The organism is Thermoanaerobaculia bacterium (assembly GCA_035260525.1).
In the GTDB taxonomy this organism is placed as follows: Bacteria; Acidobacteriota; Thermoanaerobaculia; order UBA5066; family DATFVB01; genus DATFVB01.
In genome coordinates this window covers 1-14,782 of record DATFVB010000111.1, presented here as the reverse complement: position 1 = coordinate 14,782, position 14,782 = coordinate 1, and the positions used below count along the sequence as shown (strand labels likewise).

At 69.5% G+C, this 14,782-nt stretch carries 17 protein-coding genes; 3 read left to right on the top strand and 14 right to left on the bottom strand.

Going from position 1 to position 14,782, the window contains the following annotated elements:
• The 4 genes from VKH46_05485 to VKH46_05470 all read right to left on the bottom strand — a co-directional run.
• A partial coding sequence (locus VKH46_05485) for a hypothetical protein (GenBank protein HKB70276.1) occupies positions 1 to 487 on the bottom strand: 487 nt, incomplete at its 3' end.
• Positions 488 to 649: 162 nt separating this feature from the next.
• On the bottom strand, positions 650 to 2,317 hold the full coding sequence (locus VKH46_05480) for an AMP-binding protein (protein HKB70275.1): 1,668 nt from the start codon (positions 2,315 to 2,317) through the stop codon (positions 650 to 652).
• Positions 2,314 to 2,562 (bottom strand): phosphopantetheine-binding protein, encoded by a 249-nt coding sequence (locus tag VKH46_05475; protein HKB70274.1) that lies wholly within the window; start codon positions 2,560 to 2,562, stop codon positions 2,314 to 2,316. Before VKH46_05475 ends, VKH46_05480 begins: the two co-directional genes overlap by 4 nt.
• Complete coding sequence (locus tag VKH46_05470) at positions 2,559 to 4,094, bottom strand: vanadium-dependent haloperoxidase (protein HKB70273.1); 1,536 nt, start codon at positions 4,092 to 4,094, stop codon at positions 2,559 to 2,561. Before VKH46_05470 ends, VKH46_05475 begins: the two co-directional genes overlap by 4 nt.
• A gap of 80 nt (positions 4,095 to 4,174) precedes the next feature.
• Here VKH46_05470 and VKH46_05465 point away from each other — a divergent pair, with 80 nt between their 5' ends.
• On the top strand, positions 4,175 to 5,290 hold the full coding sequence (locus VKH46_05465) for a fatty acid desaturase (protein HKB70272.1): 1,116 nt from the start codon (positions 4,175 to 4,177) through the stop codon (positions 5,288 to 5,290).
• Between the two features lie 445 nt (positions 5,291 to 5,735).
• On the opposite strand, the gene VKH46_05460 is transcribed toward VKH46_05465, so the two are convergent.
• The 10 genes from VKH46_05460 to rplU all read right to left on the bottom strand — a co-directional run bounded on the left by VKH46_05460 (position 5,736) and on the right by rplU (position 12,499).
• Entirely contained in the window at positions 5,736 to 6,938 is a 1,203-nt protein-coding gene (locus tag VKH46_05460; protein HKB70271.1) for an MBOAT family O-acyltransferase, read from the bottom strand.
• A 1-nt stretch (position 6,939) separates the two neighbouring features.
• A complete protein-coding gene (locus tag VKH46_05455; protein ID HKB70270.1) occupies positions 6,940 to 7,068 on the bottom strand; it encodes a hypothetical protein in 129 nt (42 codons plus the stop codon).
• Positions 7,069 to 7,273: 205 nt separating this feature from the next.
• The gene (locus VKH46_05450) at positions 7,274 to 8,563 is read right to left on the bottom strand and encodes a hypothetical protein (protein ID HKB70269.1); all 1,290 of its coding nucleotides are present in this window, start codon (positions 8,561 to 8,563) and stop codon (positions 7,274 to 7,276) included.
• Between the two features lie 205 nt (positions 8,564 to 8,768).
• A complete protein-coding gene (locus VKH46_05445; GenBank protein HKB70268.1) occupies positions 8,769 to 9,152 on the bottom strand; it encodes a TraR/DksA family transcriptional regulator in 384 nt (127 codons plus the stop codon).
• A gap of 15 nt (positions 9,153 to 9,167) precedes the next feature.
• Positions 9,168 to 9,632, bottom strand: a complete 465-nt coding sequence (locus VKH46_05440; protein HKB70267.1) for a 23S rRNA (pseudouridine(1915)-N(3))-methyltransferase RlmH — start codon at positions 9,630 to 9,632, stop codon at positions 9,168 to 9,170.
• Positions 9,633 to 9,651: 19 nt separating this feature from the next.
• On the bottom strand, positions 9,652 to 10,020 hold the full coding sequence (gene rsfS / locus VKH46_05435; GenBank protein ID HKB70266.1) for a ribosome silencing factor: 369 nt from the start codon (positions 10,018 to 10,020) through the stop codon (positions 9,652 to 9,654).
• A complete protein-coding gene (gene nadD, locus VKH46_05430; GenBank protein ID HKB70265.1) occupies positions 10,017 to 10,631 on the bottom strand; it encodes a nicotinate-nucleotide adenylyltransferase in 615 nt (204 codons plus the stop codon). The genes rsfS and nadD overlap by 4 nt, the downstream gene beginning before the upstream one ends.
• 55 nt (positions 10,632 to 10,686) lie before the next feature.
• Complete coding sequence (obgE, locus tag VKH46_05425; protein ID HKB70264.1) at positions 10,687 to 11,703, bottom strand: GTPase ObgE; 1,017 nt, start codon at positions 11,701 to 11,703, stop codon at positions 10,687 to 10,689.
• Positions 11,704 to 11,914: 211 nt separating this feature from the next.
• On the bottom strand, positions 11,915 to 12,175 hold the full coding sequence (gene rpmA, locus VKH46_05420) for a 50S ribosomal protein L27 (GenBank protein HKB70263.1): 261 nt from the start codon (positions 12,173 to 12,175) through the stop codon (positions 11,915 to 11,917).
• Positions 12,176 to 12,178: 3 nt separating this feature from the next.
• Complete coding sequence (rplU, locus tag VKH46_05415; protein ID HKB70262.1) at positions 12,179 to 12,499, bottom strand: 50S ribosomal protein L21; 321 nt, start codon at positions 12,497 to 12,499, stop codon at positions 12,179 to 12,181.
• Positions 12,500 to 12,641: 142 nt separating this feature from the next.
• Here rplU and VKH46_05410 point away from each other — a divergent pair, with 142 nt between their 5' ends.
• Both VKH46_05410 and VKH46_05405 read left to right on the top strand, forming a co-directional pair.
• A complete protein-coding gene (locus tag VKH46_05410) occupies positions 12,642 to 13,136 on the top strand; it encodes a Rieske 2Fe-2S domain-containing protein (protein ID HKB70261.1) in 495 nt (164 codons plus the stop codon).
• Positions 13,133 to 14,509 (top strand): cytochrome b N-terminal domain-containing protein, encoded by a 1,377-nt coding sequence (locus tag VKH46_05405; protein ID HKB70260.1) that lies wholly within the window; start codon positions 13,133 to 13,135, stop codon positions 14,507 to 14,509. Before VKH46_05410 ends, VKH46_05405 begins: the two co-directional genes overlap by 4 nt.
• The last annotated feature ends 273 nt before the right edge of the window (positions 14,510 to 14,782 follow it).

Here is a 14,782-nt window from a genome sequence, read left to right as displayed (position 1 = left end):
GCGGCGCGTCCGCCGCGAGATCGTAGAGCGTCACGAACCACACGATCGCGTCGGGAGCGCGCCGCAGCGCGTGCTCCTCGACGACGAGGTCCTTCAGCGGGTTCGGCGTCTGGTAGCTCAGGTTGTACGCGCGGAGCGTTCGGCCGCCGATCGTCGCGCCGAGCCGCGTCATCTGCCCCGGGATCGCGTCCCGCGCGGGGGAGAACAGGTCGAAGGAGCCCGAATCGCCGAGGACCGCGACGCGGTACTCGTCCGGACGCTTGGGCCTCCCGATCTCGTGCGCGTCGAGAAGCGGCTCGAGCCTCCACATCACCGGCGTCGGATAGTCGCGCATGATGTCGAGCCGCGCCGCCGGCGGGACCATGTGGCGGTAGATCGAGAGCGACTCGAGGCGCCGGGCGAGCCCCGCGGCACTCTGGAGGAGATCGAAGAAGATGAAGAGCGCGACGGCCTTCCCGGCGACGCGCAGGACGTAGCCTTTCGTCATGCGCGAATCGAGAACGGGCGACCGCTTCCGTCCCCGCATGTCCGCGGGTGAGTCCGTACGCGCGACCGAAGATGCGCCCGCTTCCATGGAGGCCCCGGAGAGCGAGTCAAGCGGCGCGGCCGCAGACGCGTCCGCTTCAACTCGCGACTCGCATCGGCGTCGTCATTTGCCACTGTCGTCGAGGTATTTCTCCCGGCAGCGCGTGCGCGAGATCTTGCCGCTCGAGGTCTTGACGAGCCACATCGGGGGAACGACCCGCACGTCCCGCGCGACGACGTCGCTCCCGTGGGCCACGGCCGCCCGCACCCGCTCGGCGACCGCGGCCTCGTCGGCCCCCGGCTCGGGCTCGACGAGCACGACGACGTCTTCCGTCCCGGTCCGCTCGTTCTCGACGCCGAACGCGACGCTGCGCCCGGGGTGAACGCCGGGGATTCCGTCGGCGATGAACTCCAGGTCCTGCGGATAGACGTTCTTCCCGGCGACGATGATCAGGTCCTTCTTGCGCCCCGTCACGAAGAGCTCTCCTCCGGCGAGATACCCGAAATCGCCGGACAGGTACCAGCCCTCGTGGAATGCGCGGGCGGTCAGATCGGGCCGGTGGAAATATTCGGTGAGCATGCAGTCGCTCCGGAGGGCGATCTCGCCGACGCGGCGCTCCGGCAGGCGCTCGTAGCCGTCGCCGAGGATGACGATCTCCGTGCCCGGGATCGGCGCTCCCGACGACAGCATCGACAGGGCGACGCCGCCCGGCCGGGGCGGCAGGGCCCGCCGCTCCTCGGAAAGCGCCGCGCGGTCGACGACGTCGAGCGTGACCGGCCGGGAGGGATCGCTCTGCGTCGCCGCCGCCGTGTTCTCCGCCATCCCGTAGAGCGTCTGGAGCGCCAGCGGGCGGATCCCGTAGGGCCCGAAGCGGCGCAGGAAGAGCTCGTGGCTCGAGAGTCGCACGGGCTCGGCCATGTTGACGAGCACGCGGACGGAAGAGAGGTCGATGCCTTCGAGCTTCGAATCGGGGATCTTCGTGGCGAGGAAGTTGTAGGCGAAGTTCGGCTGCCAGCAGTGAGTGACGCGGTCGCGGGTGATCGCCTCGAGGAGCAGCACGGGGTCGTGGACCCAGTCGATCGGCGAGAGGATCGACAGCGGGACGCCGCGCAGCAGCGGCTGGAGGAAGCCGGGGACGAGCCCTCCGTCGTGGTAGAGCGGCAGCCAGTTCGCGATGCGGTCGTCCGGGCGGGCGCGCATGACCTTGCCGTAGTTCTCGATCTGGTTCATCACCGCCCGCGAAGAGAGCGCCACCCCCTTCTGCAGACCGGTCGAGCCGGAGGAATGCTGGAGGATCGCGATCGCCTCTGCGTCCTCCCGGAGCGCGCGGGGAATTTCCGGCAGCGACTCCGCCGGGCGCGCGTCGTCGAGCGCGAGGATGCACCGGAGGGCCGGAGCCTCCGCCGCGAGCGGAGCGACGGTGTCGACGAGGTCGCGGCTCGTCATCAGGACCGCCGCGCCCGAGATCTTCAGGAGCGAAGCGACGGTCCGCGCGTAGTACCCGCGGTCGAGCTTCTCCGTCGGCCAGGGAAAGATCGTCGGTATCGCACCGAGGAGCTGCGGCGCGAGCCAGGCCGCCATGAGGAGGGAGCCCGATTTCAGGATGATCACGGCGACCTCGCCGGGGGCCAACCCTTCCCGCCGGAGCCGCTCCGCCACGCCCGCGGCGAGCCGGACGTAGGACCCGTACGTGACCGGCTCGACCTCCCGCCGCGCGTCCCAGACGTGGGCGAACAGACGGTCGGGATCCCGCCCGGCGATGTCGAGGACCCGCCCGAGGATCGTCGTCATCGCCGTCGCGCCTCGATCACCTGCGCGATCTGGACGGCGGTGTCGGCGCGCCCCTGCCCCACGTCGGACGCGTCGACGCGGACGCCGAAGCGCTCTTCCACGAACAGCGACAGGTCGACGAGGCCGAAGGAGTCGATGATGCCGGAGGAGACGAGCGGCTCGGTCGGCGAAAGCGAACGGCGCAGCGCGCGGCCCCAGTTCTCGTCGAGGAACTCCCGAAGCGCCGGGAGGACGTCCGGCGTCACGGGCGCGGATGCACCGCGACCGGCTCCGACGCGTGCACCGGCGCGATCCGGGCCCCGCCGGCCGTCCCGTCGAAGAACGTCTGAGCCATTGCCCAGACCCTGGCGCCGACGAGCCGCCCCGTGACGCGGCCGGTCAGATCCCCGTCCTTGAAATGGATGCCTCCCCAGCGGCGCGACATCCCCGCGGCGTCGGCCGCGTCCGAGAACGTCGGAAACGTCAGTGTCACGTCCTGGGCCGGGCCGCATCCCGGCTCACCGCGGAAGCTGTCCTTCGGAATCGTCACCGACGCCCCGAGCGCGTCGCTTCCCGTGAACGAACGGAGCACCTCGGCAGCCGCGGCCGAGAAGACGCTGTGGCCCGAGAAGTACTCGGGGAAGGGAGGCGTGACGACCGTCGCGAGCTGGTAGGGGCGCCAGAGGGAGGCCGGAATCGTCTGGGTGCCCGCGCACGGCCCCCCCCACGCCACGATGTTCCCGTCGGCGTCGCCGATCTCTCCGCGGCTCGCCAGGTAGTGAATCGCGGTCACCGGCCGCACCGAATCGTCGGCGAGCTTGGCGTCCCAGGCCGTGATCGACGAGTCGAGCAGAGCGTTGCCGAGCGCGAAGAACATCTTCACGTCCTGATCCAGCGAATGGGCGTCGCGCCGCGAGACGAGCCCGGCGAAGAGACACCAGTGCCCCGGGGGGAACTCCGAGGAAGGCCCGTCGGCGAAGTACTCGGCCGTCGCCTTCTGCTCGTCGGTCAGGTTCGCGGAGATGTCGATCAGCTCCTGGGCCTGCTCGACGTATTTCGCCGATTCGTACTGCGCCGGCGGTCCGGGGCGGAGCTCGTCTCCGCTCTCGAGCGCGAAGGGCGTCACGAGCCCCCACTGCGGCGTCGTGTACTTCTGGATGACGAACCCGCCCGCGCCGTCGGAGACCTCGAGCGGCTGCCAGTGGTTCGGATCGACCACGGCCGCGGGCTCGGGCGGGTTCACCGGCATGTAGCCGGTGGAGTCGGCGTACGCGCCCGGAGCGAGATCGCCGAGCTGGTTCGATCCGTCGTGATGCCGGAACTCCAGAACGGCGGACGCGGCGGCGGCACCCACAGCCGCCGGCGTCGAGCGGCCGGGAAGGGGGACCACGGCCGGGTATCCCTGCTCCGCCATCAGGGAGTCGAAGAGAGAATCGTCCGAGGGGAAGAGGTCCCTCAAGGCGAGCCACGCGGCGAAGCTGGCGGCTTCCGCCTTCTCTTCGGGGGTGCGCTCCGCCTCCGGGCGGCGCCAGCGCAAATGCGGCCGCGTCGGCACCGCCGTCGAGTCGTAGGCCGACCAGGCGTCGAACATGCACGTGTGGACGACGGCGATCGCCCGCGCCACGACGGTCGGCCCCGGCTTGACGTCGCGAATCGCCTGCAGGAGCGCTTCGTTCCAGAGCAGGACCGCGTTGTCGCCGGGCTGCTCTCCCGGAACGGCCGCGTGCAGCGCCGGCGCCGAAAGGACCAGAGCGATCAGGATCGACGGGAGGAATCGGAATTTTTCGAGGCGGTGCATCCTTTTCTCCTGTAGGCGGAGCCGCCCGCAGTATAAGATAGCGACATCGATTCGCGCCCCGGCGCAAATGGAGGAACGAGATGACGACGGCGCCGGCGGCGATGCCGCGAAAAAAAGACTGGATCAACATCACATTCCTGATGCTGACGCCGATCCTCGGGATCCCCGTGACGGCGTGGTACACGTGGAAGACCGGTTTCGAGCCGTGGATGCTCTGGCTCTGCCTCGGCCTCTTCACGCTGATCGGCCTTTCGATCTGCGCGGGCTATCACCGATTCTTCTCGCACAAGAGCTACGAGTGCTCTCCCGCGGTCCAGGCGGTCTACGCCTTCTTCGGGGCGATGGCGGCGCAGAATTCGATCCTCTGCTGGTCGTCGGACCATCGCATCCATCACCAGTACGTCGACAAGGACTGGGACCCGTACAACATCCAGCGCGGGTTCTGGTGGGCGCACTTCCTGTGGGTCTTCTACAAGCCGGCGGAGCCGAAGACGTTCGCGAACGTCCCCGACCTCGAGAAGAATCCGGTCGTCGCGTGGCAGCACCGCTGGTACCGGTGGATCCTCCTGCTCGGGGTCATCGTCATTCCGACCGGCGTCGGCGCGCTCTACGGGCACCCGCTCGCGGGACTCCTCTGGGGCGGATTCCTCCGCGTCGTGATCACGCACCACACGACCTTCTTCGTGAACTCTCTCGCGCATTACATGGGGAAACGCACCTTCAACGCTCGCGTCTCGGCGCGCGACAACTGGGTGCTCGCGCTCGCCACGTTCGGCGAGGGCTACCACAGCTTCCATCACCGCTTTCCCGCCGATTTCCGCAACGGCGTCCGCTGGTACCACTGGGACCCGGCGAAATGGATGATCCGGGGCCTCAAGGCCGTCGGACTCGCGTCCGACCTTCGGACCACCGCCGCCCCCATGATCGAAGGCGCCCGTCTTCATGCCGCCGTCAAGCGCGTCGAGCGCCGCCTCGAGAGCGTTCCTTCGTCGATCGGCGACGAGGTGCGCAGACGGATCGGGATCGCGCGCGAGACGATCGAGCACGCCTTCGAGCTCTGGCGGCAGCATCTGAGCGAGCGCGCGGCGGGGCGCCGTTCCGCGTGGCGCACGACCCGGCAGCGGTCGCAACGGCGCCTCAGGGAAGCGCGCCGGCAGTGGGAAGAAGCCCTCGACCTCCTGGCCCAAGCCGCCTGAATTAGGCAGGCGCGGACCATACGCGCCGGATATCCAGCGGCCGGCGCATCAGCGCCGAACGCGTCGGATCGCCGAGCACGCCAGTGTGAAGGCCATACGGGTTCGGCGGGACCACCGGCGGTCTTAACGTACGCCCCGGTACGCCGCGCCCGCCGGCCGGTCCCGCCGAACCCGCCTTCCGGCATGTCTGGCCGCGCCTCGTTATCGAACAGAGCCGATGACAAACATGCCGATCGGGCCCTTCGCGGCGCGACGAAGTCTCGCGCAATCGCTCGGCGAGACGACTTGCGCCGCGGGAGCGGGAGCGTCGGCGAGGGGGCGGCGGCGTCGCGGTCGAGTCGCTCGTTCGACGAGCTGCGCCGCCGGCACGCGCTCCCGTCCCCCGAGCCAGCTCCCGCGACGGTCGCACGCGCCCGCCCGGGTCGATGCATCGCCGCGCCGAAACTTACCGACCCGCGAGCTTCCAGAACACAGCGACCGATTCCGCCAGGCTTGTTCCGTAGAAGAACACGAAGCTGATCATCACGAACTGAAACGTCACGAACGTCGCTCCCGCGCGGCGGAGCGGTTCCCATCGCGCCGGCTCGCGCCCGGCGCGCGCGCGGCTCCATTGCCGGTGCGCGAAGAGCCCGAGGCCGTGCCAGACTCCCCACACGGCGTAGCCGGCGAAGAGCCCGTGCCAGAGGCCGATCGCGACCATCGTCGCGGTCTGGCACGCGAGCGCCGCGGCCGATCCGGGCAGACGGGGCGCGCGCTTGCGCAGGAGCCGGCCGAGCGGGAAGAACACGTAGTCGCGCATCCAGCCGGAGAGTGTCGCGTGCCAGGACTGCCAGAATTTCGTGATGTTGGCCTTCAGGAACGGCGAGTGGAAGTTCTCCGGGACGGAGAACCCGGCGAGCGCCGCGGCCCCGATCGCGATGTCGGAGTAGCCCGCGAAGTCGAAGAAGAGCTGGAAGCCGAAGAGGTAGACCGACGTCCACATCCGCGGTGTCGAGAGGCCGGCGTGGGCGAAGTCGATCGGCAGGATCGCGATGAAGTCCGCGACAACGAACTTCTTGAAGATCCCGACCGCGATCCGGCGAAGGCCTTCCGCCCCCTCCGCGAAGCGCGGCCGCGCGTACGCGAAGTTCTTCGAGAAGTCCGGCAGGCGGGCGATCGGTCCGGCGATGAGCGTCGCGGGGAACAGGACGTAGAGCGCGAAGTCGGGGAACGCGAGCTCCGGGAAGCCCGGCTTCCTCGCCTCGATCGCGACGTGGATCAGGCGGAACAGGATGTACGAACCGCCGAGCCAGGCTCCCGCCAGGAGGTACCGCTGCGGCAGGTGAAGCGCGCGGTACACGGCGGACTGGAGCGAAACCGCCTTCCAGAGGACGAAGAGCGCGACGAGGAGGGCGACGGCGGCCGAGCAGCGGGCGGACCGGCGGTCCCGTGCCGTGACGGCCCGCCAGACGAGATAGGAGAGCAGGATCGACGGCAGGAAGAGGAGCGCCGAGAGGCGCCGGGCCGTTGCGTAGCGAAGCCCGAGCAGGACGCCGATCGGCACGGACGCCGCGAGCAGCACCGATCGGCGCGTCCGCGCGGACCGGGCCGCGAGGACGGCGACGATCGCCGCCGCGGAGACGGCCAGCGCCGCGCTGCCCGGCGACACGTCAGAACCCCTGATAGATGAAGGGGACCGGCCGGCCGCGCACGAAGATCGCAATCGCCACGAGCAGCAGGAAAAGAAGGAACGCCGCGACGTTCTCGCGCTCCCACCACCGCGGTTCCCGGTGAATCATCGGCGAAAGTCTACCTTCTTCGAGTCACGAGTCGGGAGTACGAGTCGGGAAGTCATGAGTCGCGAGTCCGAGAGTCACAAGTCGAAAGTCGAAAGTCGAAGAGCGAAAACTGAGAGTCGAAAGGCGAAAGTCAAAGGTCGAGGGTTGTCTCGACAAAGCGGAACGGCAAAGGGGATCCCCCGACTCGCGACTCGCGACTTTTTTCTCAGACGATCTCCGCGACGAGCAGCGCGATCGTGTCCTCGAGGGACGCCGAGTCCTTGGTCGACGCATCGGCATCCGCGCAGCGCCGTAGCGCGCGAACGAGCTCGGCCGTCGTGAACCTCCCCGCGCGCTGGTAGGCCTTGTACCAGAGGAAAGGATTGCCCTCGAGAAGGGTCGTCTCCGACGCCAGACGCGGGTGGACGCCCGACTGGTACGCGCCGTAGGAAAGCCCGGAGGTGATCTTCGTCCGCGTCTCCTCGCAGCGCGCCCGGACGACCAGCAGGCGCCGGACCTCCGCGACGAGCATCCCGAAGAAGATCCTCAGCGGATCTTCCGCCTTGATCTCCCGCTCTCCCGTCCGCAGCGCGCGGCCCGAGAGGATCGGCTCGAGGCGCCGCATCGTCTCCGAGCGGTCGCGCGCGCCGAGAGCGTCGAAGAAGGCGTACACGTCCTCGGCGCGGCGGTCTTCGACGAGCGCCTCGACGTCGCGCGCCGCGATCTTCCCCTTTTCGCCCGCCCAGTCGAGGAGCTTCTCGAGCTCGGAGGCGAAGAGGCGCGGGTCCTCCCCCGTGCGCGCGCGAAGCCGTTCGACCGCGGCGGGCTCGATCGCGATGCCCTTCTCGCCCGCGAGCTTCCGTGCGCGCGCGCCGAGCAGCCTCGCGTTCTCGCCGTCGTCTCCGCCCGCCACCCGGATCGAGCCGCCCGCCTCGAAGCTCTTGTAGAGCGCGGAGCTCCGGGGCGGGTCGACGGCGCGCGCGAGGAGGATCGTCCCGGGAACGCCGCCGGAAAGGTGGGCGAGGACGGCGGCGGTCGCGGCGCTCGCCGAACCGCCCCCTCCGGGAAGCTCGCGCAAGATCTCCTCGAGCGTCTCCCTGAGCGCGGGAAGCCGGACCTTCTTCGCCGCGGCGGCGGCCGTCTCCTCCGGCGATTCGTTGTCGATCTGGAGCGCGGCGAGCAGCGCCCGCGCCTTCTTGAACGCCTCCCGGCGGCCGGCGGGAGAGTCCTTCTGCCAGGCAGCGACGGCTTCCTCCGCGAGACCGGCCGGAGCGGCGCGGCCGAACAGGGCGGAGAGGTCGGCCTCGACGAGGCGCCGCGACGAGAACAGCGACCCGGTCGAGAGCGCGTCGGGCAGCCGCGCCGCCAGCGCCTCCTCGGGGATCCGCTCGATCTCGTCCTCGGAAAACCCGAGCTCCGCCCGCTTCTCCTCCGCCGCCTCGTCGACGAAGAACTCGTGCGGCCCGCACACGAGGATGGCGTTGGGCTCCACGGCGGCGCGGGATTTCGGGCTCACGCGGGGATTATCGCGCGACAGAGATCACGGGAGCGCTCTCCGCACGGAATCGAAGCGACGGCTGCGCAACCGCCATGGCGCGGCGAGGCGCGAGCCCGGCGGGATGCGGGCGGCCCGGCCGGCGGGCAAGGCGTACCGGGGCGTACGTTGAGCCCGCCGGCGGGCCGAACGCGCCCGCCCGGCTCGATGCATCGCTGCGCCCTTGTTAGTCGAGAAGGCCCTTCTCCGAGAGCTCCATGCAGTCCACACAGTACGGCGTCCACGGCACGGCCTCGAGCCGCTTCTCGGGAATCGGGTTTCGGCAGTTCGTGCAGAGCCCGTAGCCCCCCTCCTCGACCCGGACGAGCGCCTGGTCGATCTGCTGGAGGAGGACCCTCTCTCCGTCGGAAAGGGAAAAGAGGAATTCCTTCGTGTACGACGAGGACGCCTTGTCGGCGATGTCCTGCGTGATCTCTTCGGAGTTCTCCTGGCCCGCGTCCTTGTTCTTGACCATCTCCTGCGAGAGTGAGTCCTTCTTCTCGACGAGGGCGCGTCGGTATTTCTCGGTCTCCTTCTTCGTCACCTTTGCGGCCTTGGCGGAACTCGACATCCGTCTACTCCTTCGTTAGGGCGCGCGATGATACCGCAATCCCGCCCAAACCGATAGCGCCCTGTACACCTGCTCGATCAGCAACAAGCGCGCCACCTGATGGGGGAAGGTCATCGGGGAAAGCGAGAGGAGCTCGTCGGCCCGCGCGATCACGGACGGCGACAGCCCGGAGGCGCCCCCGACGACGAAAACCAGGCGGCGCGCGTCGCGATCGCGATGGGCGCCCAGGAATTCCGCGAACACGGCCGTCGACATCAGCTTTCCCTTCTCGTCGAGCGCGACGACCCGGTCGCGCGCGTCGATCTCCGCGAGCACGCGCCGCGCTTCCCGCTCCGCGGCCGCGTCGCCGCGGTCCGACTCGGCGCGGACGACGCGTTCCTCGACTTTCGCCCACGGCTCGAGACGGGCGCGATACCGTTCGATCCCCCGCGCGTATTCCCGGTCGTCGGTCTTGCCGACCCAGAGGAAGCGGATCTTCACGAGGAGGCCCTCGCCCGCTTCAGCGGGCGGCGGCGAAGCGGCGGGTCTCGTCTCCGGCGTCTCCCCAGAGCCGCTCCAGCGCATAGAACCGCCGCGACTCCTCGAGGAAGACGTGGAAGAGGACCTCGCCGTAATCGAGCAGGATCCAGCGCGACGCCGCGTACCCCTCGACGGAGATCGGCCGGCGGCCGCGCGTGCGGAGCTTCTCTTCGACGGCGTCGGCGATCGCCTGCGCCTGGCGCTCGGAGGAAGCCGAGCAGATGACGAAGTAGTCGGCGAACGAGGAAATTTCGGCGAGGTTCAGGACGAGGAGATCCGAGGCTTTCTTGTCGAGGGCGGCGGCGATCCCTTCGCGCGCGAGCTCTTCCGCGGTCAGCCGGGACGTCAAATCCGCCCGGTCCCGGAGTCTCTGTAGAGGCCCTGCTTGACGATGTATTCCTCCACCGCCGGGGGCGTGCGGCCCGAAAGCGATTCCCCGCGGGCGGCCGCGCGCCTCACGTCGGTCGAGGAAATTTTCACGCGGACCGAGTCGAAAATCAAGATGGAACTGCGGTTCGCAGAGAGGATCGGGCTCGCGTCGACGACGTCGGGCTCGTACGGCTCCCGCACGAACCCGGCGAGCCGGGCGAGCGACAGGATCTCCCGCGGCTGCCGCCACCGGTCGAATCCGGCGAGAGCGTCGGTGCCGAGCAGAAAGAAGACCTCGTCGTGCGGATGGTCGCGCACGAACGCGCGAAGCGTCTCGACGGTGTAAGACGTCCCGCCCCTCTCGATCTCCGCGAGCGAAAGGATGAAATCACGGCGTCCCGAAAGGGCGAGCGCGAGCATCGCCACGCGGTGGGCCGCCGGAGCCGGGATCGCCGACTCCTTTCCGGGCGCGCGGTTGGCGGGCACGAAGACGAGGAGGTCGAGCGCGATCGCCTCGGCCACGGCGGCGGCGGGACGCAGGTGCCCCTCGTGCACCGGGTCGAAGGTTCCCCCGAAGAGTCCAACTTTCATCGGCGTTCCATTCGCCCGGTTGCAGCGATGAAATCGCTGAACCGGGCTTGCCGTCTCATGAGGCTCCGGCTTCCACCGAAGGCGCGCTCTTCGCTTTCCCGATCTCGAAGAGCGCGTGCACGAGCTCCGGAATGCCCGCGCGCGTGGCCGCCGAGATGGCGTGCAACGGAAGGCCGCGCCGCCGCGCCGCCGTCTCGATCGACGCGAGGCGCTCCGGGTCCGCCGCGTCCGTCTTCGAGGCGACGAGAAGGCGCGGACGCTTCGCGATCTCGGGGGAGAAGGCCGCGAGTTCCTCCTCGATCGCGGCGACGTCCGGCTCGGCGTCGCCCGGCGCCGAGGCGTCGACGAGATGGCAGAGCGCGCGGCAGCGCTCGACGTGCTTCAGGAACCGGATTCCCAGTCCGGCGCCCTCGTGCGCGCCGCGGATCAAGCCCGGGATGTCGGCGACGACGAGGGTGTCGTCGTCGCGCGTCACGACGCCGAGATTCGGCGTCAGCGTCGTGAACGGGTAGTCCGCGATCTTCGGGCGGGCCGCGGAGATCACCGAGATCAGCGTCGATTTTCCGGCGTTCGGAAGCCCGATGATCGCGACTTCCGCGAGGAGCTTGAGCTCGATCGAAAGCCGCCGCGTCTCCCCCGGGAGGCCGGGCTTGGCGAACCGCGGCGCCTGCCGCGTCGAGGTCGCGAAATGCTGGTTTCCCCAGCCCCCGTTCCCTCCTTTGGCCAGGCAAACGCGCTGGCCGGGCTCGGTCAGGTCCGCGAGCGTCTCCTTCGTTTCGGCGTCGCGGACGACGGAGCCGATCGGAAGCTCGATCACGAGGTCTTGTCCCCGCTTGCCGTGGCAGTTCGACCCGAGCCCGTGCTGTCCCCTCCCTGCCCGGTAATGCGTCTGGTGCCGCAGCGGATAGAGCGTGTTGAGGGACGCGTTCGCCGCGACCCAGACGTCGCCTCCGTCCCCGCCGTCGCCTCCCGACGGACCGCCGCGGGGCACGAACTTCTCGCGGCGAAACGCGATGCAGCCGTTGCCGCCGTCCCCGGACGCCACCGTGATCTCCGCCTCGTCGATGAACATCTCGTCGAGACTCTAACAGGCTGCGGCAGGCTGTTGGCCTCGAGCGTCCCACCGTCAGTCGCCCGATTGCCGCGACGAAGTCGCTGAATCGGGCTCGCCGAGTGGAAGCGACAGAGTCGCTTGACTCGGCGCAAGCGAATCGCCGGAAGCGGGAAAACCAAAACGAAAAGCCCCGCCGGAGCGGGGCTCGAAGTCCGCCGGAAACCGCCGGTCAGACTTCCGTCGCCTCGATCGCGATGAAGCGCCCGAGCCGGCCCCGGTCGCGGAAACGCACGACCCCCGGGACCTTCGCGAAAAGCGTGTCGTCCTTGCCGCGGCCGACGTTGTCGCCGGGCTGGAACTTCGTTCCGCGCTGCCGAACGAGGATCGATCCGCCCGTCACCATCTCGCCGCCGAACGCCTTCACGCCCAGCCGCTGCGAGTTCGAATCGCGGCCGTTCCGCGACGATCCCTGTCCCTTCTTATGCGCCATTTCTCAACCCTCGATGCCGTCGATCCGGACCTCGACGACGTTCTGCCGATGCCCCTTCGTGCGGCGATACTGCTTCGTCCGTTTCTTCTTGAAGATGAGCACCTTGCGCGTCTTCATCGGCGAGAGCACGGTGCCGCGCACGCTCACCCCGTCCACCAGGGGGGCGCCCGCCCGGAAGCGGTCGCCGTCGCCGACGAACGCGACTTCCTGGAACACGATCGCATCGCCCTTGACGACCGGCTCGCCGGCGAGCTTCTCGATGCGCACCACGTCGCCCGGGCTCACCTTGAACTGTTTTCCACCCGTCGAGACGATCGCGTACATGGGACCTACCTCCAAACGAAAGCTCGTGATGCTAACAGTTTCCGGGAAAGAGTCAAGTGCCCCGGAGCGCGTCGGCACTGCGCCGTCTAAAGGATTTCTCGGCGGGGCCGTCTTCCGCGCCAAAATTCGTAGACTACGCCGCATGGCTTCGGAACGACTCACCGAGCCCCGCGCGGGCACGCGGAGGGGATTCCTCGCCGGATTCGTCGCGGCGGCGGCGGCGCTCTTCGCCGGAACGCTCTCTGCGATCGCCGCGCGGTTCCTCGGCGGAGATCGGCGAGTCGTCCGCCTCGATCCCGTCGCCATCGGCCCCGAGGCGGCGTTCACGGGTCCGGGCCCGGTCGAAGCCGTGCTCGCGTACGCGCGCCCCGACGCGTACCGGTCGGAGCAGCGCCGCGAGCGGATCTTCGTGGTGCGCGAAGCGGGGGGGCTCGCCGCCCTCTCGTCGACCTGCACGCATCTGGGATGTTCCGTGCGGTGGGATCCGGGTTCGCGGCTCTTCCGGTGTCCCTGCCACGGCGGGACGTACCGCCCGGACGGCACCGTGGCCGGCGGGCCGCCTCCCGCTCCTCTCGCGCGCCTTCCGATCGAGATCCGCGCCGGGCAGGTCTGGGTCCGGCCGACGGAGATCGCGTGAGCCGTTTCGGAGAAGGGTTCGACGAGCGAACCGGCCTTCTCACGGCGTGGAAGCGCTTCGGTGAGAAGCCCACGCCCGCCCGCGGCGGCTGGTGGTTCACCCTCGGGTCGATCGCGCTCGCGATCCTCGCGATCCAGTTCGTGACCGGCTTCCTGCTCGCGTCGGCGTACGCGCCGACGCCCGATCATGCCCGCGCGAGCGTGTCGTGGATCGAGCGCCGCGTGCCGGGCGGCGCGCTCGCGCGCGGCCTCCACCATTGGGGCGCCTCCGCGATCGTCGTCTTCTGCCTCCTCCATCTCGCCCGGGTCTTCTGGCACGGCGCCTACAAGCGGCCGCGACAGGAGAACTGGTGGATCGGCCTCCTGTTGCTCGCGACCGTATTCGCCTTTGCGTTCACGGGGTACCTCCTCCCGTGGGACCAGAAGGGATACTGGGCCACGGTCGTCGGCGTCCGCATCGCCTCGCAGCCGCCGGTCGTCGGACCCGCCGCCGCCCGGTTCCTCACCGGCGGCGACGGGGTGGGCGCAGCCGCCCTTTCCCGGTTCGCCGCGATCCACGTCGTGCTCCTTCCGCTGGCGGCGATCGCCCTCGTCGCCGTTCATCTCGCGCTCCTTCGCCGGCACGGGCATGCGGGCATCCCGTGCGACGACTCTCCGCGCGAGCCGTTCTTCCCGAAGCAGATGGCCCGGGATGCGGCGGCGGCGCTTGCCGTCCTCGCGGCACTCCTGCTCCTCGCGCATTTCCTTCCCGCGCCGCTCGAGGCGACGGCCGACCCGACCGACACCGCGTACGTGCCGCGGCCCGACTGGTACTTCCTTCCCCTCTATCAGCTCCTCCACTACTTCAAGGGCCGCGCGGCGATCCTGGGAACGGTGGGAGTCCCCGCGGCGATCGCCGTCTTCCTCTTCGCGATGCCGCTCCTCGACCGGTCGGGGACGCGGCGGCCGCGCTCGCGGCGCGGATGGATCGCCGCGGGCTCCGGCATCGCGGCCGCGGCGGTCTTCCTCACGGGCATCGCCGTCATCGAAGAGCCGCCACGGAGTCTTCCCGCGACCGAGCCGCCTCCCCCGCCGCTCGCCTTCGTGTCCGCCGACCTGAAGAACTACGATCTCTCGATGGTCGCCCCCTCGATCGCGCGCGGGGGGCGGCTCATCGCCACGAAGAAATGCCTCGAGTGCCATCTGGTCAACGGCGACGGCAACCCGAAGGGAATCGAGTTGAAGCACGTCGCCGAGCGGCGAACGCGCGCCTGGATCCTGGCGCATTTCCGCGATCCGCAGGAGCTCTCGCCGCATTCGAAGATGCCGCCCTACGACGACCTGCCGGCGCGGGACTTGAACGACATGGCGGACTATTTGCTCGCGCTGCCGTAGCTGGCGGGGACCATACATCGAGCGAATACCCGCGTCCTCGACCGCCGTACCCTCCAACGTACGCCACGGGCACGCCTCCGGGTCCGGCGGTCTGTGAGCGCGCGTCTCGCTCGCGTCTGGCCCCGCTTCACCGTCGCCATCCAACGACGCGCGCCGTTATACGCGTCCGTGCGAGCCGCCCGAGGGCTCAACGTACTCCTTGGGTGCGCCTGACCCGCAGGACGGCACACCCGAACGCGTCTATCCAAGTTCCCTGCGCCCGGCACAACCTCA